This window comes from Xanthobacter autotrophicus, assembly GCF_029991245.1.
Lineage (GTDB): Bacteria > Pseudomonadota > Alphaproteobacteria > Rhizobiales > Xanthobacteraceae > Xanthobacter > Xanthobacter autotrophicus_C.
This window is the reverse complement of record NZ_JAIVFO010000038.1, coordinates 12,587-33,614: the sequence shown is the minus strand read 5'-3', so window position 1 is coordinate 33,614 and position 21,028 is coordinate 12,587. Positions and strand designations below refer to the sequence as shown.

General features: G+C 69.2%; 10 protein-coding genes. 5 read left to right on the top strand and 5 right to left on the bottom strand.

Annotated features, from left to right (window positions below):
- The 3 genes from K9U41_RS08955 to K9U41_RS08945 all read right to left on the bottom strand — a co-directional run.
- Nucleotides 1-187: hypothetical protein (locus K9U41_RS08955; protein ID WP_282640499.1), on the bottom strand; the 187-nt coding region annotated here is incomplete at its 3' end.
- Between the two features lie 57 nt (nt 188-244).
- Complete coding sequence (locus K9U41_RS08950) at nt 245-2,032, bottom strand: type I secretion system permease/ATPase (RefSeq protein ID WP_282640498.1); 1,788 nt, start codon at nt 2,030-2,032, stop codon at nt 245-247.
- 169 nt (nt 2,033-2,201) lie between these two features.
- Complete coding sequence (locus K9U41_RS08945) at nt 2,202-11,171, bottom strand: peroxidase family protein (protein ID WP_282640497.1); 8,970 nt, start codon at nt 11,169-11,171, stop codon at nt 2,202-2,204.
- A 307-nt stretch (nt 11,172-11,478) separates the two neighbouring features.
- Between K9U41_RS08945 and K9U41_RS08940 the strand changes: the two genes are divergently transcribed.
- The 5 genes from K9U41_RS08940 (at nt 11,479) to K9U41_RS08920 (ending at nt 17,607) form a co-directional block, all read left to right on the top strand.
- Nucleotides 11,479-12,837, top strand: coding sequence for a sensor histidine kinase (locus tag K9U41_RS08940; protein WP_282640496.1), 1,359 nt, complete (start codon nt 11,479-11,481; stop codon nt 12,835-12,837).
- 156 nt (nt 12,838-12,993) lie between these two features.
- Complete coding sequence (gene argC / locus K9U41_RS08935) at nt 12,994-14,046, top strand: N-acetyl-gamma-glutamyl-phosphate reductase (protein WP_282640495.1); 1,053 nt, start codon at nt 12,994-12,996, stop codon at nt 14,044-14,046.
- A gap of 706 nt (nt 14,047-14,752) precedes the next feature.
- Nucleotides 14,753-16,144 (top strand): GntP family permease, encoded by a 1,392-nt coding sequence (locus K9U41_RS08930; protein WP_282640494.1) that lies wholly within the window; start codon nt 14,753-14,755, stop codon nt 16,142-16,144.
- A 70-nt stretch (nt 16,145-16,214) separates the two neighbouring features.
- Complete coding sequence (locus K9U41_RS08925) at nt 16,215-17,123, top strand: ParA family protein (RefSeq protein WP_282640493.1); 909 nt, start codon at nt 16,215-16,217, stop codon at nt 17,121-17,123.
- The gene (locus tag K9U41_RS08920) at nt 17,116-17,607 is read left to right on the top strand and encodes a hypothetical protein (RefSeq protein ID WP_282640492.1); all 492 of its coding nucleotides are present in this window, start codon (nt 17,116-17,118) and stop codon (nt 17,605-17,607) included. The genes K9U41_RS08925 and K9U41_RS08920 overlap by 8 nt, the downstream gene beginning before the upstream one ends.
- A 103-nt stretch (nt 17,608-17,710) precedes the next feature.
- On the opposite strand, the gene recJ is transcribed toward K9U41_RS08920, so the two are convergent.
- The gene (recJ, locus tag K9U41_RS08915; RefSeq protein ID WP_282640491.1) at nt 17,711-19,498 is read right to left on the bottom strand and encodes a single-stranded-DNA-specific exonuclease RecJ; all 1,788 of its coding nucleotides are present in this window, start codon (nt 19,496-19,498) and stop codon (nt 17,711-17,713) included.
- 61 nt (nt 19,499-19,559) lie between these two features.
- The gene (locus tag K9U41_RS08910) at nt 19,560-20,810 is read right to left on the bottom strand and encodes an MgtC/SapB family protein (protein ID WP_282640490.1); all 1,251 of its coding nucleotides are present in this window, start codon (nt 20,808-20,810) and stop codon (nt 19,560-19,562) included.
- Nucleotides 20,811-21,028: the final 218 nt, after the last annotated feature.

Here is a 21,028-nt window from a genome sequence, read left to right as displayed (position 1 = left end):
GCCCGGGCGGGGGCTCGGGCTTGGCCTCGGCGCCGGTGGTGCCGGCGGCGAGAAAGGCGAGCGCGCCGGCAAGGCTGGCGCTGACCAGGGCGGCGATGCGCCCGCCCGGCTTCTCGTCGTGGGTCCGGTAGATCTCGGCGGGTGCGCGTTGCGCGCCGCCGGCGCGGGTTCCCTTCACGATGATCATGTCACGCTCCCCAATTCACGCGCCCTGTTTCATGCGCTCGATGTCATGCGCCCGATGTCATGCGCCCACGGCCTGAAACGGCGTCTGGGCGGTGGTTTGGGCGGGGGCGACGCGGGACTTGTCGGCCTGCCTGCCGTCCACCGCCTCCAGCCGCAACACCTCTTCCTTCGGACCGAAGGCCGCGAGGCGTCCGTTCTGAACCAGTCCGACGAGATCCACCGCGGCCAGCGCGCTCGGCCGGTGGGCCACCACCACGCAGATGCCGCCGCGCGCGCGGATCGCGGTGATGGCATCCCTCAGCGCCATCTCGCCGTCGGAATCGAGATTGGCGTTGGGCTCGTCCAGCACCACCAGGAAGGGGTTGCCGTAGAGCGCGCGGGCAAGGCCGATGCGCTGGCGCTGGCCCGCCGAGAGCGCCGCCCCCTCCGAGCCGAGGGGGGTCTGGTAGCCCTCGGGCAGGCGCAGGATCATCTCGTGCACCCCTGCGGCCTTCGCCGCCTCCACCACCGCCGCGTCGTCGCGGACGCTGGCGAGGCGCGAGATGTTCTGCGCCACGGTGGCGTCCAGCAGGCACACATTCTGCGGCAGGTAGCCCAGATGCCGGCCGATGGCCTCTTCGGTCCACTGGCCGATCTCCGCATCGTCGAGGCGCACGGCGCCGCGCAGGCAGGGCCAGATGCCGGTGAGGGCACGCACCAGCGTGGTCTTGCCCCCCGCGCTCGGCCCGATGATGCCGGCCGCCTGCCCGGCCCTGATCTCGAAGGCGACCTCGCTGAGCAGCACCTGGCCGTTGCCCGGCGCCGCCACCGTGATCTTCTCCACCTTCAGGGAGGCGCGCGGGGTGGGCAGTTCGATCCGCTCCGGCAGCTTGCCGAGGGCGACGATGGTCTCCTTGAGGCGCCCGAAGGCCTGCCGCGCGCCCACGAAGCCGCGCCAGTTGCCGATGGCGAGGTCCACCGGCGCCAAAGCCCGGCCGCCGGCCACGGAGGCGGCGATGATGCCGCCCGCCGACATGTCGCCATGGATGGTGAGATAGGCGCCGAGGCCGAGGGTGGCCGATTGCAGCACCATGCGCAGCACCCGCGACATGGCGCCGAACGCGCCGGTGATGTCGTTGGACCGCGTCTGCAGGGTGAGGTGCTCCACATTGGCGATGCGGAAGCGCTCGACGGCATCGCCGGCAAAGCCCATGGCCTTGAGCACCTCGGCATTGCGGGCGTTGGAATCGGCGATGGTGTTGCGCACCAGCGCCGCCTTGCGAGTCTCCACCGCGAGCCGGCGCGACACCAGTTCGCTCGCCAGCGCCAGCACGGTGAGCACCACGGCGCCGCCGAGCACCAGCGCCCCGAGCCAGGGATGCAGGATGTAGACGAAGGCCACGTAGATCGGCACCCAGGGCAGGTCGAACAGGGCGCCGGGGCCGGTGCTGCCAAGGAAGTTGCGCACCGTGTCCACGTCGCGCCCGCGCTCGATGGCCTCGGTGGTGGAGAAGCCGAGGCGCGGCATGTCCACCACCACCTTGTGGGCGATGGGCGCCACCGACCGGTCGAAGCGCGCCCCCACCCGCACCAGCACCTGCGAGCGGATGAGGTCGAACGCCCCCTGGAACACATAGAGCCCGAGCGCCAGCACCGACAGCGCGATGAGGGTCGGGATGCTGCCGGAGGTGAGCGCCCGGTCGTACACCTGCATCATGTAGAACGAGCCGGTGAGCGCCAGGATGTTGATGACGCCGGAGACGATGAACAGGAATACCGCCATGCTGCGGAAGCCGGCCGTGAGCTTCTTCAGGTCGCGCTCACGGGCTGTGCGGGATCTGGCGGATGCGCTGGAAGAGGTCGCCATGGTGGGCCGCCCTGATGAACCACTTTGAGGAGACTCGGGGAAAGGCGGGGGCTGGGGCGCCCCCGCCCTGGAGCCGGATCTGCTGGGATCGATCCGGGCAGATCCGGGAAAGAGACCGCGCTGCCCGATCAGCTTGCCATGCAAGCTGATCGGCGCGTGCTCCAGGAGATCACAGCACGAGGTGTTCCGGCTTCACGTCGTGCCGCCCCGCGATCTCGATGCGGAAGTCGGCGGTGGCGTCGTTGTCCACCGACCCCTCGATGACGGTGACCTCGCCCGCCGCGCCGGTCTCCACCGTGACGGCGACCTGGGCTGGTCCGCTGAGCGGGCCATTGACCAGCGTGAAGGCCTGTTCCCCGGCCATGCCCCGGTCCGCGTCGATGGCGGAGAGGTCGATGCGGTCGCCGGGCTCGAAGCCCAGGATCGTGTCGCCATCCGCCGCCCGCACCGAGCGGAAGACGAAGACATCGTCGCCCTCGCCACCGTCCATCGCGTTGGCGCGGCGACCCGCGACGATGGTGTCGTCGCCGGATCCGGTGACCACGTTCTGGCCGTCCCGGCCGTCCCGGTCGCCCCAGCCGCCCCAGCCGCCGCGTCCATGGGCATGGTGGCCGTGGCCGCCATCGCCCTTTTGATCGAGGGCGACCGTGAGGTCGGCGGTGGCATCGGACTGGTCCAGCGTGAGGTGTGCCGGACCGGGGCGCGGGCCGTGGGAGGCGTCCGGCGCAGGAGCGGCGGCGAGGGCGGCGAGGCCGTCATCGTCATGGTCCCGGGTGTCGTCCCTCCGGTCGAACCGCCCGCGGTGGTGCCAATCCCCATCGAGCCGGCCGGCGGCGGGTTCGTCGCTGCTGTCGTCGGCTTCGCTCGTGCCGGCGACCTGCGTCGTGCCCTGGGCTTCGTCGTCCGCATTGGCCGGCCTGCGATCGTCGCCGAAGCGGTCGAGGAAGGCCGTGAGCTTCTCCACCAGCCCACCGAGGGCATCGCCGCCGCGCCCGCCGAAGAACTGCTCCAGGAAAGCCGCGATGGCGGCGGCCGGAGTCTGGGGCGTGGACGGCGCCGGGGTGGTGGGAGCGTGGTCGTCGTCGTCGTTTTCGGCGACGTCGTCTTCGTCTTCGTCGTCTTCGTCTTCGTCGTCATCGTCGTTTTCGGTCACCTCGTCGTCCCCGTCCTCCTCCTCGTCATCCTCCTCTTCCGCTTCCTCGTCATCGTCGTCGTTCTCGGCGACGTCGTCTTCGTCGTCCTCATCCTCGTCATCGTCGTTTCCGGCGGTGTCGTCCGGGTTTGCCTCGTCGTCCTCCCCATCGTTTTCGGTCACCTCGTCGTCCTCGTCCGCGTCATCGGGTATTTCGGTGTCGAAGACGCTTTCGGCGAGGCCCTCAAGGCCGGTATTGCGCAGGATGATGTCCGAGAACTCCTGCCCGTCGATGAAGTCTTCATAGAAGTCGAAGGCTTCGACGCGGTCCTTGTAGTAGAAGCGGTCGGCTTCCTGGAGACGGTCGAACTGCTCATGCAGGATGGTCCAGAAGGTCTGGCCCACCATGCCGCCGTTCACGTGGGTTTCGGCGAGGCCGCCCACCCACAGGTCGACCCGGTCGATGCCCTTGACGATCTTCGCCCCGTTGTCGCCGTCGAGGAGCGCGATGTCCGGATTGACGGCGACGAAGGCGGCGATGTCCTCCGGCGTATCCAGCACAAGGTCGGGATAGGCGGCCTTGAACTGGGCGATCACCGTGTCGGAGAGGCCGTTGCGCTGCTGGAAATCCTCCCAGGAGGCATAGGCCGTCATGGCACCGGCGAAGCCCACCGCCTCCTGCACATAGGGGTCGTCGGAGGCGGCGAGGTCCATGCGGACTTGGTTCAGCGTGCCGAGGCCCACATCGCGGCCACGGGCAAGGTTGAAGGAGAACAGGTCGGCGTTGAGCCGCACCAGGTCGTTGCGCACGGCGTCCACGATGTTGAAGTCCACCGCCTCCGCCGGCTGGCTGACGATGCCGCCGAGGATGGCGTTGACGCCCAACTGCTCGTAGCCGGGCTGCGGCGTGTAATAGGCGGTGGGATCGGTGGTGAACGCCTCCGCGTCGTTGGTGGGGTTGAGGAAGGCGTCGAACAGCGCCACCTGCTTCGGCTGGCCGTTGGCGTCGAGCACGGTCAGGGTCTGGCCGATCAGCGAATGGCCGAAGCGGTAGGCGGCCGCGGCGAACTCGTGGGAGATGCCGGGGTCGGCGTCCGGATTGTAGCCGCCATTGCCGTGGTCGCCGTCGCCGCGCATGCCGCCGAGCAGCTTGTCGGCGAACTCGGTGAAGACCACGCGCTGGTATTCGGCCTCGTTGAGCACCTTGGCGGCGTCGAACAGCTCCTGGTCGGTGCCGTCGAACCCGGCGGCCTTGAGCTGGTCCACATGGAAGTTGTGGTTCCGCGCCCAGATGGTGTGCACCGAGGTGAGCGCGAAGTTCTCGTTGGTCCGTCCGTCGCCCGCCACGTAGTTGTCGAGCAGGTTCATGAACGGATTCACGTCCAGCAGCAGGGCCTGGCCCGAACCCATGAAGTCGCCGGCGAGCTTCGCCACCACTCCTGAGTTGAAGCTGCCGTCGGGGTTGAAGAGGTCGGCCGTGACCCCGGGCGAGACCTCGAGATCGGTGACGTAGTCGCGGAAGGCGACCGAGCCGCCGGGAAGGGACGGGTCGGTGAAGACCGTGTTGTTGTCCCAATGGTGCTGGAGCGCTTCCCGCAGGGTCGGCAGCAGGGCGAAGGTCGGGCTGGACGGGTCCGGCGCGCCCTTCAGCAGGTAGGACGAGAGCCCGCCCTCGCCATCGCCCTGCCGCAGGAACTGGCCGACGAGCCCGTGGGAGCCATAGGCCTGGTTCTGGTCCACGAAGGCGGTGGTCTTGTTGATGTGCTGCGGCGTGCCGTCGGCGTCGAAGCCCACCACTTCGGCACGGGTGAGGTCGGCCGGATTGCCTGAGCCCGGCGCCCCGGTGCCGGCCCCGCCGATCTCGATCTTCCCGTTGGCCGCGCTCTTGGCGATGAAGTCGAGGCCGTGGTCGAAATACTGGCCGAACGCCATGAAGAAGATGTTGGCGCCCTCGGCATTGGTCGGCAGGCCCGCTTCCTGGGTGCCGATGAGGTTGGAGATGGTCCGCGGGTCCAGCCCGTCGTAGATCGGGTTGAGGGCGCGGTTGCCGGTCGCGGGGTCCTCGTCCCCGTAGCGCGCCTGGGTGAGGCGCAGGAACAGGGTGTCCGACTTGCCGTAGTCCGGGTTGTCCACATTGTTGCCGGCGCCGGAGATGGCGCGCGGGCCAAGCGCGTGCTCGGCGTCGTCGTCATCCGGGAAGGGCAGGACGCCGGAGATGAGCTTCTTCAGCCCCTCGATGTCGCGCGGGGTGAGGGCGAAGGCGCCGGTGGGGCCGTCGTCTTCGCTGCCGCCGGAGCCGCCACCACCCGGGTCGGTTCCGGCGGCGCCGGTGAAGCTGATGGACGCTCCGTCGAACACATCCTGCGGCCGTGCCGTGCCGATGACCGTGTCATTGCCGCCGTTGGAGCGGAACACCACCCGGTGCGCCGAGGTGAGGGCGCTGATGTCCACGGTGTCATCGCCCGCGCCGCCCTCCAGCGTGATGGTGCTGGTGGAGAGCGAGGTGGTGCCGAAATCGCCGTGGGGCACGAAGGTGTCGCCGCCGCCGAGGCCGTTGATGATGATTTCCTCGATATTGTCCAGCTCGGCGATGACGGCGGCGTTGTTGGTGCCGTTGCGGGTGATGACGATCTCGGTGGTGCCGGCGAGCCCGGTGATGCCGGCGGCCGTGGCCTGCGCCACCGTCCAGATGTGGAACGTCTCCGCCGTGCTGTCGCCGGCCACATGGACGGTGTCGGTGCCGGTGCCGCCATCCATCAGATCGCGGCCGTCGCCCACCCGCCACAGGATGGTGTCGGTGCCGGCGCCGGCGTTGGCCGTGTCGTTGCCGGCGCCGCCCAACAGGATGTCGCTGCCGCCATTGCCGTTCATGGTGTCGGCGCCGGCGAAGCCGAGCAGGATGTCGGCGCGGTTGCCCTGCAGGATGCCGGTGCCGCCGTTGAGGGTGTTGGTGGCGCTGGTGACCACGGTGTAGTCCGTTCCGGCAAAGCGCATCCGCTCCACGCCGTTGACGGTGTCCGTGCCTTCCGCGCCCGTGAGGTCGGTGACCACGAGGTCGGTGCCCGACTGGGCGAAGTTGAAGTTGCCGGGCCCGCCGGAATAGACGGCGGTGTCCAGCGCACCGTCGCCGCCCCGCAGCGTATCGTTGCCGGCGCCGCCATTGAGGGTATCGCTGCCGCCGAGGCCGTCCAGCACATCGTTGCCGGCGGCGCCGTTCAGCGTGTCGTTGCCCCCGACGAGGCCGAGGAAGCCACCCGGATTGCCGCCGGTGGCGATGTCGTCGCCTGCGGTACCGTTGAAGGTGTTGTTGGTGGCGTTCGCGCCAACGAACAGGTCGCCCACCACGCCGGTGGGCACGGAGGTGACGCTCTCGGCGTAGCCGTCGCCGTCGGTGAAGGAGACGGCGACGCGCAGCAGCGCGCCCACCTGGGCCTGGGCCGGCGTGAAGGTCGATGCCGTGCCGCCCTGGGCGGCGGCGATGTTGGTCCAGGTGGCGCCGGCGTCGGTGGAGACCTGCCACTGGTAGGCAAGCGGCCCGAGGCCGTTGGCATCGGCGATGCCGGCCACGTTCACGGTCAGCGCCTGCCCCTCGGTGGGGGTGAGATCGTTGATCGCAGGCGCGCCGGTCGCCGGGCTGTTGGGATCGGGGAAGAGGTCCGCGACCGTCACAAGGCCGTCGGCGAACTGGATCAGCTCGATGTTGCTCAGCCGGTCGGTGTCGTCGGAGACGCGGGCGCGGCCGGTCCTCGGGTCGATGACCCCGGGGGTGACCGTGACATGGGTGACCGTGACCGTGCCGTCGTCATTGGGCGTCAGGGTGTAATTCTCCTGGAGGTCCCAGAAGACCGCGGTATCGGTGGCGCCGGGGGCGGTATCGGTGAGCACCTCGCGCACGATATGGAGCTGGGAGGGCGTGATCTGGCGATCCACCATCAGCTCGAACACCGATTTCCCGGCCCAGTCCGCGTTGGCGAAATCCGCCGGGAAGACGTGGGAGAGGCTGTCGATGGTGGCCACCTCGTTGGCGGCGGTGTTGGCGGCCCCCGGCGCGGTGATGCGGATGCGCACGTTGAGCCAGGCGTCGCCGTCCAGCACGTCGTTGCCGCCATTGCCTTCCAGCAGATCCGAGCCGCCGCCGCCGAGCAGGATGTTGCCGCCGGTGAAGGCGATGATGGCTTCCAGCTCGGCTGCGCTCGCGCCCACGGGCGCTGCCGCCACCAGCGGGCCAAGCAACTGGCGCAGGCCGTCGATGCGGTTGACGCCGGCCTGGGTCAGCTCGTCGTTGAAGAAGACGCCCTCGTTGACCGCGGTCACGGGTGGGCCGGGCACCGGCTCCGGCGCCGTCGCGGTGCGGTCGTCGCCGATGAGGGTGTCGTCGTTCTGCCAGCCGGACAGCGCCTCTACCTTGTCGAAGCGATTGCGCAGGATGTCCTGCTGCTCGGTGGTGAAGATCTGGATGCGCATGTCGGCATAGCCGTTGATGTTCGCACCCTGGAAGCTGGCCCAGTCGAAGCCGAACATGCCCTCGTTGCGCATGACGCTCTCGCCCTGGACCATGATGTCGTCGCCGGATTCGGCGTCGAAATCATGCTCGTCGGAGCCGGCGAACATCACGTCGTGGCCAAGGATGTTCGAGTTGAAGAACAGCTGGGAATTGTCGCCGGCGGTGGTGTCGAAGCCGGCGCGGGCCTCGATCCAGTCGTCGCCTTCATTGCCCATCAGGAGGTCGACGCCCGCGCCGCCTAGGATGAAGTCGTCGCCTTCGCCGCCGAAGACTTCGGTGTCGTCCACGCCGACGAAGATGGCATCCTTGCCGGTGCCGCCCATGAGGATGTCGAGGCCGTTGGAATTGGCGATCACGTCGTCGCCGGCCTCGCCCTTCAGGAAGTCGCCGGTGTCGCCGGAATCGGTGAGGATGTCGTCGCCGGCGCCGCCATTGACGAGATCCACGCCCGCGCCCGACTCGATGCGGTCGTTGCCGGCGTCGCCCCAGATGGAATCGTCGCCGAAGTCGGCGATGATGATGTCATCGCCGTTGGTGCCGCCGAAATTGACGTGTTCGCCGCCGGTATAGCGCAGGTAGTTGGTGTCGAGACCGGGGGTGGCCGGGTTGTCGCGCTGCACCTTGCCAAGGCCCATGCCCTCCAGCACCGGATCGTTGCCGGTGGGGTCGGGCTCAAGCTGCATGGCGGCGTTGACCTCCAGGTAGTGGTTGTAGCGGGCGAAGACGTCGACGCCCAGATGCCGCGCCACGATGTCGTCCGGCGTGCCGCGGATGCCGTCCGGGCCGGGATCGGCAAGATCGGTGTTGGCCAGGATCATCTTGGAGAAGGAGTTCTGCTCCAGGGCGTTGAGGAAGTTCAGGCCCTGGGTGCGGGTGAGGTAGTAGAAGCGGTCGCCGTCCTGCAGGTTTTCCAGCTGCGCCTCGAACACGGCGTTGAAGGTGGAGCCGAGCATGCCGCCGAACGGCATCTCCTTTTCCGCCAGGCCGCCGATCCACAGGTCGATGGCGTTCACGCCGGTTTCCGCGGCCGGCCCGTTGAGCCAGGCGAGGCGCTCGGCCTTTTGTTCGACCGTTTCCCCGGCGACGCCGAACACGAGGTCCCACGCCGCCGCGCGCTTGTCCTCGGAGGTGGTGGCGGCGGTGATGCTGGCGTGGGTGCCGTAGGCGGCGATGAAGTTCACCACCGACAGCGGGTTCTTCAGGTTCGCCGCGAACTCCACCCAGTTCTCGTAGGGCGTGAGGAAGCTCGATCCGGTGGCGGCATAGAGCTGCGCCCGCGCGTCGTTCAATGTGGGAACGCCGGTGTCGCGGCCACGGGCTATGTTGATGGCGGCAAGATCCAGCGGCAGGCCGAGCAGGTTGTTGCGCAGGGCGCCGGTGACGAACTCGTCGATTTCGTTGCCCTGCTGCATGGACATGCCATGGATGAGGGCGGCGGTTGCCTCGTCCGCGGTGCCGAGCCCGGCGAAGGCGGTGGGGTTCAGGAAGGCCTCGATGAGGCCCATCTCCGTCACCTGTCCGTTGCCGTCCACCATCGCGATGTTCTCGGTGAGCATCGAATGGCCGAAGCGATAGACCGTGTGCGCGAACTCCGCGAAGATGGCGGGATTGATGTCGGTGACGCTGTTGAAGACGAACGGGTCGATGGCCGGCTGGATCTTCCGCGCGAATTCTTCAAACACCAGGTGCTGGTACTGCATCTCGGTGGCGAAGCGGGCGGCCTGGAACAGGCGCTCGCCGTCCCAGCTCAACGTGTTGGCATAGTCGAGCTGCTCCAGCTTCGTCATCTCGGCGAAGCCCTCCGGCAGCCCGGAGAAGGAGCCGGAAAGCCATTCATTGATGAAGGCGGTGTCGCCGGTGGCAAGGATGGTGAGCTTCTGCGCGTCCACCTGCCGGTTGTGCTCGGAATGGAAGACGTGGTGGACGGCGGTGAGGCCGATATTCTCGTTCCCGCGCCCGTCGCCGGTGATGTAGTGGAGGTTCAGCAGTTCGCCGTCATAGGCGCCGGGCTGGAGCGCCACTTCGGCCCCGTCGATGACGCCGTTGCCGTCCAGGTCGCCGTTGACGACCCCGTCCGCGTCCTCGGTCTTCAGCGCCCCGGTCTGGCTGTTGATGGGGCTGGCCGCGTGGGCGATGTCGTCGAGGAAGGCATGGCCGGTGCGGATGGCGGCCGCCGTGAAGGTGTTCACCGGATTGTCGGCCGTGCCCGACACGACCAAATCGTCCGCCGTATTGGGAATGCCATCGACGCCGACGCCGACGATGACCTGCGCGTAGCCGTCCGCGTTGGGGATGAAGCGGCCATAGGCGTCGGTGCGCAGCAGGGGCAGGTTCACCACGTCGCCGTCGGTGAGTTCGATGCCCAGCATCTCCCGCGCCTGTGCCTTCACATCGCCCCAGGCGGGCAGGCCACCATCGGCGCCGTCGAGCAGCCGGCCGGTTGCGACCGTCTTGCCGTCGGTCCCGGTCGCATATTCGCGCAGGAACACCTGGTGGGAGGGGTGGGAGGTGTAGGTCTGGTTCTGGTCCACGAAGGGCGTGGTGGTATTCACCGCCTCATGGGTGGTGTCGTCGGCGGTGCCCATGACGCCGTCCGCGCCCGGCCCCGCGACCGGGGTGGAGCGCGTGAGCACCATGAAGGCGTTCTGCGGCGAGACCTCGTCGCCCGAGCCGGGGATGCCGTCCGGCCCGTGGGTGACGAGCGGGTCGTCGGCGGCCAGCGGCACGAAGATGGTGCCGTTGCCGCCCTTGGAGATTAGGTCGAGGCCGTGGTCGAAGAACTGGCCGAAGAAGGTCATCCAGCCGCTGAAGGGCGCCGACAGGCCTTCGTCCGGTGCCACGTTCGGGATGACGAGCGAGCCGTTCTCCTGCTCAAGGCCCTTGGCACCCAGCAGCGCGTCGAAGGTCGCCTGCGCAGCGTCCTTCGCCGCCTGGTCCGCGCCGGGATCGGAGAGCACCGCCATGAGCGCGGCATGGCCGTCGCGCACCTGTTCGAGGTCGCCGCCGGCACCGTAGATGGTGGTGGAGCCGGCGAAGGTGAGCGCGGCGACGATGGCGGCGGGATTGTTGAAGCTCATGTCGGCCACGAGGTTCGAGATGAGCCGCGGGTCGGCGTCCGCCACGTTTCCGGAGGCGCCATAATCGGTGTTGGTGACGATGCCGCCCGGTCCGAGGTCCATCTGGTCGCCGTCGGCGTCGTTGATGAAATTGGGGTCGAGCATGCGCGGCATGGGCTGGTCCGCCGCGCCCCAGGTTTCTCGGCCATCGACGATGTTGTTGTAGGTTCCGTCCACCGTGCGCAGGCCGAAGGGCGTCTTGGGATCGGGAATGGCGCGCGGCGCGTTCGGGTCGAACGCGGGCGAAAGGTACCAGGCGGGATCGGCGATCACGACGCCGTTGGCGTCGAGCCGGATTTCCGTCAGCGGGATACCCGCCGCATGGGCCTCCGAAATCTTGATCTGCTGCAGGACGAATTCGAGATCATTGCGGACCAGCTGGACCATGACGCCCTCCGTCGGTGGCGGCCCCCGCACGCGGAAATCCTTCCCGGCAGGGCTCAAGACTTTCAGCAGTGCGGGGACGTTTCGCGGCGGCCACTATTTCTTTGGCCCAAGGCGAAATTGCCGCTACCCTGATTGCATCAGTCGTGGTGATGGTGAACACGTCGTGGAAAACGACATAGACCAGAAGGTCTCGTACTCTGGGTCCGCCCATTACCGGGGAATCCCCAGTTCTCTTGGGCGGGAAAAGAACGGACTTTGGTCGGTATTGCGTCTCGGGACTTTAGTCGGTCTTTGGAGGCAGGTCGGATTGCGCACCCAGTTCCTGCTGGTTGCCTCGCTCCTGTTTGCTGCGACCATGCTGGTGCTCGGTGCGTGGATCCAGGGCCGCATCGAAACCGACTGGCGCCAGAGCGCCATCGCCGCCACCGGACGCTTCCTCGACGACGCGCTGGGCGATCATGTGGGCGAACTCATGTCCCATCCCGATCCCAGGTCGGGGGAGACCGCGCGGTGGCTGACCGCGGAGATCGGGGGGAACCTCGGCAAGGAGTTCGCGGCGATCACGATCTGGAACCCGCAGGGGGTCCAGGTTTTCTCCACGCGCCGGCGGGCCATGGAAGAGGCGCTGCCGCCGGACGTGCGGACCGGCGTGCTTGCCGGCGAGACCATGGTGCGGCCGGGGGGAGCCGCCTTCCACGCCGAGCGCAGTGCTTACATGCGCGTCTATGCCCCGGTCCTCGATCCGGCGACCGGGGCGGTGGCTGCCATCGCCGGCGCGGACCAGCGCAGCGACGAGATCGATCGCCTGGCGCGCGCTGAAAGCCTGAAGACCTGGCCCATGGTGGGCGCCGCGACCGTGGTCATGGTCGGTCTCCTTTATCTGCTGGTCACCAACGCGGCGGCGACCATCGAGCGGCAGCGGGCGGCACTGGTGCGGCAGGCGCAGCGTGCGCGTCTGCTCGGGCGGCGCAGCGCCGTGCTGGCGCGCCTCGCCGAGCAGGCGCGCCACGATGCCATGGTCGCCATCGAGAAGACCCTGGCGCGGGTCGGCTCCGACATCCATGACGGGCCGATCCAGCGCCTCGCCATCCTCGCCCTGCGGCTGGGGGAGAGCGAGTCGGGGCGGGGCCCTGAGCCGGAGCGGGGCCTTGAGCCCGGGCGGGGCCTGGGCGCCGACCTGCAGCAGGTGGTGGACGAACTGCGTGACATCACCACGGGCCTTGCCCTGCCGGAACTGGAAGCCGAGGACCTTGAGGGCGTCATCCGGCTCGCCGTGGCCGGGCATGAGAAGATCACCGGCCGGCCGGTGGCCCTGCGCCTCGGCATCCTGCCGCCCCAGGTGCGCAAATCCGTGAAGGTGAGCGCCTTCCGCATCGTCCAGGAGGCGCTGTCCAACAGCTTCCGCCACGGCGGCGGTACGGGGCAGGCGGTGCAGGCCCAGGCGCGGGAGGGCTATCTGGTCCTCACCATCAGCGATACCGGGCCCGGCTTTCCCGAGGCCCCGTCGCAGTCGGGCGGCGCGTGGCCCTGCCTCGCCAGCCTCGCCAGCCGGGTGGAGGCCATGCGCGGCGAGATCCGTCTGGGGCGCGTGGAGCCCCATGGCGCGCGGGTGGAGGTCTTGCTTCCCCTCGGCCTGCGCCCGGCCCGCGCCGCCGGCCCGCCGTAGCAGGGGAGGGGGCGCACGCTGCTCGTCCGGCGTCCCTGCCGGCGGTTTGGCCGGAACCGTGGGCGTTGTGTCCTTCATTCGTCGCAAAAAGCGGTGTAGACAGCGACGCCCGGCGCCGGCGCAGAACCCCCCGCGCGCCGATGATGGAGAGCCAGCATGGCGGACGCAAAGGCACGGATCGCAGTTCTCGGCGCCTCCGGCTACACCGGGTCCGAGCTGGTGCGCCTGCTGCTGCGCCATCCGCGCGTGGACCTGGTGGCGCTCACCGCCGACCGCAAGGCCGGCCAGACCATGGCCGAGGTCTTCCCCCAGTTCGCGCCGTTTGCGCTGCCGAAGCTTGTGACCATCGACGAGGTCGATTTCACCGGCGTCGACCTCGTGTTCTGCGCGCTGCCCCACGCCACCACCCAGCTGGTGATCAAAAAGGTGTTCGACGCCGCGCCCGCCGTGAAGGTGGTGGACCTGTCCGCCGACTTCCGCCTGAAGGACCCCGGCGCCTACGAGCAGTGGTACGGCCACCCCCACCAGGCGCTGGAACTGCAGCAGGAGGCGGTGTTCGGCCTCGTGGAGATCTATCGCGAGGAGATCCGCAAGGCCCGACTCGTGGCCAATCCCGGCTGCCATTCCTCCACCGCCATCCTGCCCATCGTGCCGCTGCTGGAAGCCGGCGCCATCGAGCCGGAGAGCATCGTGGTGGATTCCAAGACCGGCATGTCGGGTGCCGGCCGCTCCGCCAAGGAGGCCATGCTGTTCTCCGAGGTGTCGGAGGGCATCCACGCCTATGCGGTCTCCGGCCACCGGCACATGGGCGAGCTGGACCAGGAATTCTCCAAGGCGGCGGGCCGTCCCGTGGCCCCCATGTTCGTGCCGGTGCTGGCGCCCATGAACCGGGGCATCTACGCCACCATCTTCGTGCGCACCACGGGCGTGCGGGCCGAGGACCTGCATTCCATCCTCGCCGACTATTACAAGGGCGAGGCCTTCGTGCATGTCCTGCCGTTCGGGCAAGTGCCCCAGTCGCGGCACGTGCGCGGCTCGAACATGGTGTTCCTCGGCGTCGCCGCCGACCGTAATCCGAACCGGGCCATCCTCGTCTCGACCCTCGACAACCTGGTGAAGGGCGCCTCCGGCCAGGCGGTGCAGAACATGAACCTGGTGCTCGGTTTCCCCGAGACCCTGGGGCTCGACCAGATCGCCCTCATGCCGTGATGTGAAATCGGCTGCGTCCCTGGCGGGCGCAGCCGTTTCGCAAGGAACCCTCCGGCCGATCTCTACCGCCTGAGGTCTGCTCGTCAGCCGCGGACCACCGCGATGGGGCCGTGGTCGCCGCAATGGTCGGCGTGCGGGTGGGGCAGGTGGCCGTCCACCAGATCGTCCACATGATCGCCGTGGGGAACCGCGTTAGGGCCGCGGGGCCGCGCGCATGGCCCTTCCGTGGCCGGCGCAAGCGTGGTCGGGGGTGCAGCGGTCCGGGTTGGTGGCGCTCGCCTCGATCCCATGCTCGTTCCCATGGCCGGCGTGCATGCGGTGCAGCTGTGCGGTGCAGATGATGGCCCTTCCCACAGGTCCATGGTGCGCGTTCGCGCGCCGGCCGCAAGGGTCCATGCGCGTGGCGGTCTTGCAACGGGAACACCTTGCAGCAGGAATCCGGGCCGCTGATTCGGCGGCGCTCACACGCGGGTGACGTGCATCGCGTGGCGTGCATCGCGGGCGTGCATGACGCGAAAAATCCCGCGTGCTGCTGCCGCCTCCGCAGACGTCCTTCCGATCAGCTTGTTCGCCCTCATCGGGCGTTCCCGAGCCGGCACAGCTGACGCTGGGGACACAAACTCAAGTCTAGTCGCCAAGGGTTATAGGACAGAGTAGCTTCCCCATCTACCGTTACTATTTTCCCATCTCGATTCCCGGACATCCCATGAGCTTCCTCATTTGCCTTGCCGCGCTTGGCTTCCTGATGCTGGTGGCCTATCGGGGCTTCAGCGTCATCCTGTTCGCGCCCGTGGCGGCCATCGGCGCCGTCCTGCTGACCGATCCGTCAGCGGTGCCCGTCATCTTTTCCGGCCTGTTCATGGAAAAGATGGTGGGCTTCATCAAGCTCTACTTCCCCGTGTTCCTGCTGGGCGCGGTGTTCGGCAAGCTCATCGAGCTGTCGGGCTTCTCGCGCTCCATCGTCTCTTCCATCGTGAAGCTGCTGGGGCCGGCGCGGGCCATCCTGTCCATCGTGCTGGTGGGCGCACTGCTCACCTATGGCGGCGTCTCGCTGTTCGTGGTGGTGTTCGCCATCTATCCGTTCGGCGCCGAGATGTTCCGCCAAGTGGGCATCCCCAAGCGGCTGCTGCCGGCGGTGGTGGCGCTCGGCGCCTTCTCCTTCACCATGGACACGCTGCCCGGCACCCCGCAGATCCAGAACATCATCCCCACCACCTTCTTCAAGACCACGGCCTATGCGGCGCCCATCCTCGGCATCGTGGGCTCCATCTTCATGGTGGTGGTGGGCATCAGCTACCTGGAGTTCCGTCGCCGCCAGGCCCAGAAGAAGGGCGAGGGCTACGGCGAGGGCCACATGAACGAGGTGGTGGTGGACACCAGCGTGCCGCTGGTTTCGCCGTTCCTCGCGCTGCTGCCGCTGGTGGTGGTGGGCGTCGCCAACCTCGTCTTCGCCAGGCTCATCCCCGGCTGGTTCGGCACCACCGCGAGCGCCACCCTGGTGGACGGCGCGGCGGCGGTGAGCGTGCCCACCGGCACCTGGGCCGCCATCTGGTCGGTCCAGGCGGCGCTGCTGCTGGGTATCCTCACGGTGGCGGTGTTCGGCTTCAAGGCCATCGCCGGCAAATTCTCCGGCGGCTCCCGGGACGCGGTCTCCGGCGCGTTGCTCGCCAGCCTGAACACGGCGACGGAATACGGCTTCGGCGCGGTGATCGCGGCGCTGCCCGGCTTCCTCCTCATCAAGTCCGCCCTCAGCGCCATCCCCAACCCGCTCATCAATGAGGCCATCACCGTGACGACCCTGGCCGGCGTCACCGGCTCGGCCTCGGGCGGCCTGTCCATCGCGCTGGCGGCCATGGCCGACCAGTTCATCGCCCAGGCGAACGCCCACGGCATTCCGCTGGAGGTGATGCACCGCGTCGCCTCCATGGCCTCCGGCGGCATGGACACGTTGCCGCACAACGGCGCGGTCATCACCCTGCTCGCGGTGACGGGCCTGTCGCATCGCCAGTCCTACGGCGACATCTTCGCCATCACCCTGATCAAGACCGCGGCGGTATTTTTCGTCATCGGCTTCTACTATCTGACCGGACTCTATTGACCCGGTTGTATTGAGCGGGCACCTCTCCCCCGGTATGTTGCGGCGCACAAGCGGGCGGGGGCGGGCACCGATGGCGGACGCTGACGGGCGAGTGATCGCCATTGCCAACATGAAGGGGGGCGTCGGCAAGACCACCACGGTGGTCATGCTTGCGGAAGGGCTGGCCGAGGCCGGGCACAAGGTGGTGGTGCTCGACCTCGATGCCCAGGCCAACGCCTCCTATTGCTTCGCCCCGGACGAGCAGCTGAAGACCATCCTGGAGCAGCGCCGGTCGGTGACGTCCTTCCTCGCCGACCGGCTGCTCTACGGCGACCGCACCCCCATCACCGACTATCTCGCGCAGGACATTTCCCACGTCATGAAGGCGGGTGTCCCGCTGGCCATCGACATGGTGGTGGCCAGCCCCCGCCTGCGCCTGCTGGAGCGGGAGATCGTGCTGCGGCTCACCGAGAAGAATTTCGGCATGCGGTCGCTTGAGGGGCAGTCGCTGAAGGTGCTGGAGGAGGCGCTGGTCCTGCTGCGGGCGCGCTACGACTATGTGCTGTTCGATTGCGCCCCCGGCATCTCCGCCTTCACCGAGGTGGCCATCCGCCTTGCCGACATGGTGGTGGTGCCCACCATTCCCGATTATCTGTCCACCCTCGGCTTTGATGCCTTCCGCGCCTCGGTGTGGGAGAATGCCCACGTCACCCGCTCCGCGCTGCCGCAGCCCAAGCGGCGGCCGGTGGTGCTGGCGAGCCGGGTGAACGGCAACAAGATCCAGCATCGCGAGACCCTCGCCAGCCTGCGCAACGAAGCGAACGAGCCGGACGCGGTGTTCGAGATGTTCGATCTGGAGGTGGACAACCAGGCGTCCATCGAGCGGGCCATGGATCCGGAGAACTTTCCCTACGCGCCCACCTTCGAGCAGAAGTGGAACCGGGCGCTGGGTCAGGTGCGCGACCTCGTGACCGAGACACGGAGACGGCTCGATGAGTGAGGAAACTGATTTCTTCCGGCTGCTCGGGGCCATCGGCGGCACGCCCGTCCTGTTCTCCGCCGCCGGCAACGTGGCGCGCAAGGCGGTGAACGAGATCGTGCGCGCCCAGCTGGTCGCCGAAGGCACCGGCCTTGGGGAGGTCCGGCAGATCCGCGCCCTCCTCGGTCCGGCGGCCTTCGCCGAGGCGCTGGATGGCGTGCCGGCGCCCAAGACCAAGGCCCTGCTCACCCGCGCCGATCCCCATGGGCCGGCGCTGGCCCAGCCGGGGGATCGCATCAAGGCGCTGCTTGCCCTCGCCGATGGCAGCCGTGCGCCCGCCGCCGCGCCCGAGAAGCCGGCGAAGAAGGCGGCCTCGAAAAAGGCGCCCGCCGGCAAGGAGGCGGCTGCGAAGGACGAGGCCGCCAAGGATCCGTCCACCGCGCCGGCCCCGCGCAAGCGCAAGATCACCGGCCGCGCCGCGCTGCGGGTGTCCGAGGAGCGGTGAGGGCAGGGGCGGACCCAGCCGGTGCGTCCGGCTCGGTCGTCTGCTCCCGAAGCGAAGAGGTCGACCCCGCCGCCCAGCGGCCGCCGTTCGGCCGGCGGGGGCCTCAGCCCGGCTCGGCCACGTCGCGGATGCGCAGGGCCACGCGGGTCTCGCCCTGCCAGGTGTCCAGCTCCAGGCTTCCCGCCACGTGCAGGGGCCGCCCGCGCGCCGCAAGCAGGGCGCGGCCCAGGGGTTCCTCGGCGCAGCGGAAGGCGGTGGCCTTCAGGGTGGTGCCGTCGGGGGATGAGATGCGCGCCCGCACATGGCCGGCGCCGAAGCTCTCCACATAGCTGATGCGGTGGCCCGGAAAGGCGAACACCGGCTCCGGATTGCCGGCGCCGAACGGGCCGGCGCGGGAGACCATCTCGACAAGATCCGTCGTCGCCCCCCGCGCGGTGAGCGCGCCGTCGATGGACAGCGTGCCCTCGGCCCGCGCCCGCGCCACGTCGGCGGCGAGGCGCTGCTCGAACGCGGCGCGCAAGGCGCCGAGGCGCGAGCGCTCCACCGTCAGCCCGGCGGCCATGGCATGGCCGCCGCCCTTCACCAGCAGTCCTGCCTCCAGCGCCGCGCGCACGGCGCGGCCGATATCGACGCCGGGCAGCGAGCGGCCGGAGCCGGTGCCGGTCTCGCCGTTGAAGGCGATGGCGAAGGCCGGGCGCTGGAAGCGCTCCTTCAGCCGCGAGGCCACCAGGCCCACCACGCCGGGATGCCAGCCATCCCCGCTCACCACGATCACCGAGCCGTCGTCGCTGGCCCCCAGCGCGGCCTCGGCCTCCGCCTCGGCGGCGGCGAGGATGGCGCGCTCCACCTCCTGCCGCTCGCCATTGAGGCGGTCCAGCTCGGCGGCGATCTGGCGGGCTTCCGCCGGGTCCTGGGTGAGGAGCAGTTTTGCCCCCAGCGTCGCCTCGCCGATGCGCCCGCCGGCATTGATGCGCGGGCCAATGAGGAAGCCCAGATGGAACGGTCGCGGCGGTCCGTCGAGCCGGGCCACGTCCATCAGCGCCGTGAGGCCGAGGCGGCCGCGCCGACGCATGGCGATGAGGCCCTTGGTGACGAAGGCGCGGTTGAGACCCTTCAGCGGCACCACGTCCGCCACCGTGGCCAGCGCCACCAGATCCAGCGTGTCCAGCAGGTCCGGGGCCGGCCGGGCGGCATTGAAATGGCCGTTCTGGCGCAGCGCCCGCACCAGTCCGACCGCGGTGACGAAGGCAAGGCCCGCCGCGCACACATGGCCGAGGCCCGAGAGGTCATCCTCCCGGTTGGGATTCACGATGGCGGCGGCCTCGGGCAGGCGCTCGCCGGACTGGTGGTGGTCGATCACCACCGTATCCAGGCCCAGCTGCCGGGCGGCGGCCAGCGGCTCCATGGAGGTGGTGCCGCAATCCACCGTCACCAGCAGGGTCACCCCGCGTGCCGCCAATTGCTCGATGGCCGGGACATTGGGGCCGTAGCCCTCGAAGATGCGGTCGGGGATGTGGAACAGCGGATCAAGGCCCGCCGCCCGCAGCACCCCCACCATGAGGGCGGTGGCGCAGGCGCCGTCCACGTCATAGTCGCCGAACACCGCCACCTGTTCGCCCCTGGTGACTGCGCGCGACAGGCGCTCCACGGCGGCGCCCATGTCGGTGAGGGTGTCGGGGTCCGGCAGCAGGGTGCGGATGGAGGGATCGAGATAGTGCTCCACCCCATCGAGCGGCACGTCGCGGCCGGCCAGCACGCGGGCGAGCAGCTCGCTGATGCCGGTGCGCTGGGCCATGGCGAGGGCGGTCTGGGCGCCGCGCACGTCCAGGCGCTCGCGCCAGGTGCGGCCGGTGGCGGAGCGGGCGACGTCGAGGAAGAGGCGATTCGGCAAGGCTATGTTCACGCGCGCATCAAGCCAGATGCGGCCCCTCCCGTCGAGCGACCGGCGGGGATCACAGCCCCTGGGCGATGAGAAACACCCCGCATGCCGCCACCGCTGCGGCGGCCGTGGCGGAGCCAAGACGCAGGGTGAAGCCCGTAGAGCCTGCGGCCGCGGCAAACCCCACCCGTCCGAGGGCGTTCATGCCCAGCGCGATCAGGATGGCGAGGGCGGCGCCTTCCAGCGACAGGCCGTTGCCCGCGAGCCGCGCCGCGTTCAGGGACGGTACGTCCACATCCATGACGCCGGCCACCGCGCTGACGAGGTAAATGCTGCCCGGCCCTACATATTTCAGCAGGATGCCGCTCACCGCCGAGACGAGGCCGAACATGCCGGCGAAGGCGGCGAGGGGGCCGAGGTCGAACGGGTTGCCGAGGGTCGCCTCGCCTTCGGCGTCCCCGGCATGGCGCACCATGAGGATGCCCGACACGGCAAAGGCCAGGGCCGCCGCCAGCGCCGGCGGGGCCAGGGTGGTGAGCAGGCTGGGCGCCACCACCATGCAGATCGCCAGCACCCGCAGCAGCGAGACCATGGCCGCCAGCGCCGCGCCGCCGGCGAGCCGTGCCGCCGGTTCTCCAGCCGCCGCGCGGCGGGCGAAGGCGATGGTGACGGCGGTGGAGGACACGAGCGCGCCGGCCAGCGCGCTGATGAGGATGCCCTTTTCCGGCCCGGCCACCTTGACCGCCACATAGCCGGCGAAGGAGATGGTGGCCGTGAGTACCATGAACAGCCAGATCTGCCGCAGGTTGATGCTGTCGAACGGGTCGAGGGTGCGATCGGGCAGCAGCGGCAGGACGATCACCGTCATGCCCAGCAGGATGAGGCCCGAGCGCAGTTCCACCCAGGTGAGCTTGGCGAGAAGGCCGTGCAGCACCTCGCGCGCCGCCAGAAGCCCGGTGGCGGCGATGGCCGCCGCGCCCGCCGCCGCCGCGTCCCCCGCCACCGCCAGTGCGCCAAGGGTGAACACCAGCAAGGCGGCGATGATGCCGGTGATGCCGAACTCCTCGTCCTTCACCATCTCGCGATACTTGAAGCCGGCGAAGACGGCGGCGAAGCCGAGGCTCGAGGCGATGAAGACCGCCGGGCTCTCAAGCGCCTGGGCGAGGGCCGCGCTGACCCCGCCGAGCAGGCCGCACAGGGTATAGGTGCGCACGCCGGCGGTGCGGCTTCCGGGCGGCTCGCTGCGCTCGCGCCAGCCCCGCTCCACCCCCACCACCAGCCCGATGGCGAGCGCGACCGCGAGGCGGAAGATCAGCTCGTCCATGGCATGCTCCCGGCTATCTCTTTCTGTTTATATACTCTTTTTGCGCGGCTGCGCGGATTGGCTCGTGGTTCGCGGCTGGAAGGCCTGCCGTTGCGACCGGTCGCGCGCTCCAAGGCCCGCTCAAGGGAGGCGGGGAAGGGGGGCACCGCCGCTGTGACGGTCGAACCATTCGGCGGATGCACCGTCCCATTTCGGCACGGCTCTGGCCGAGGACCCGC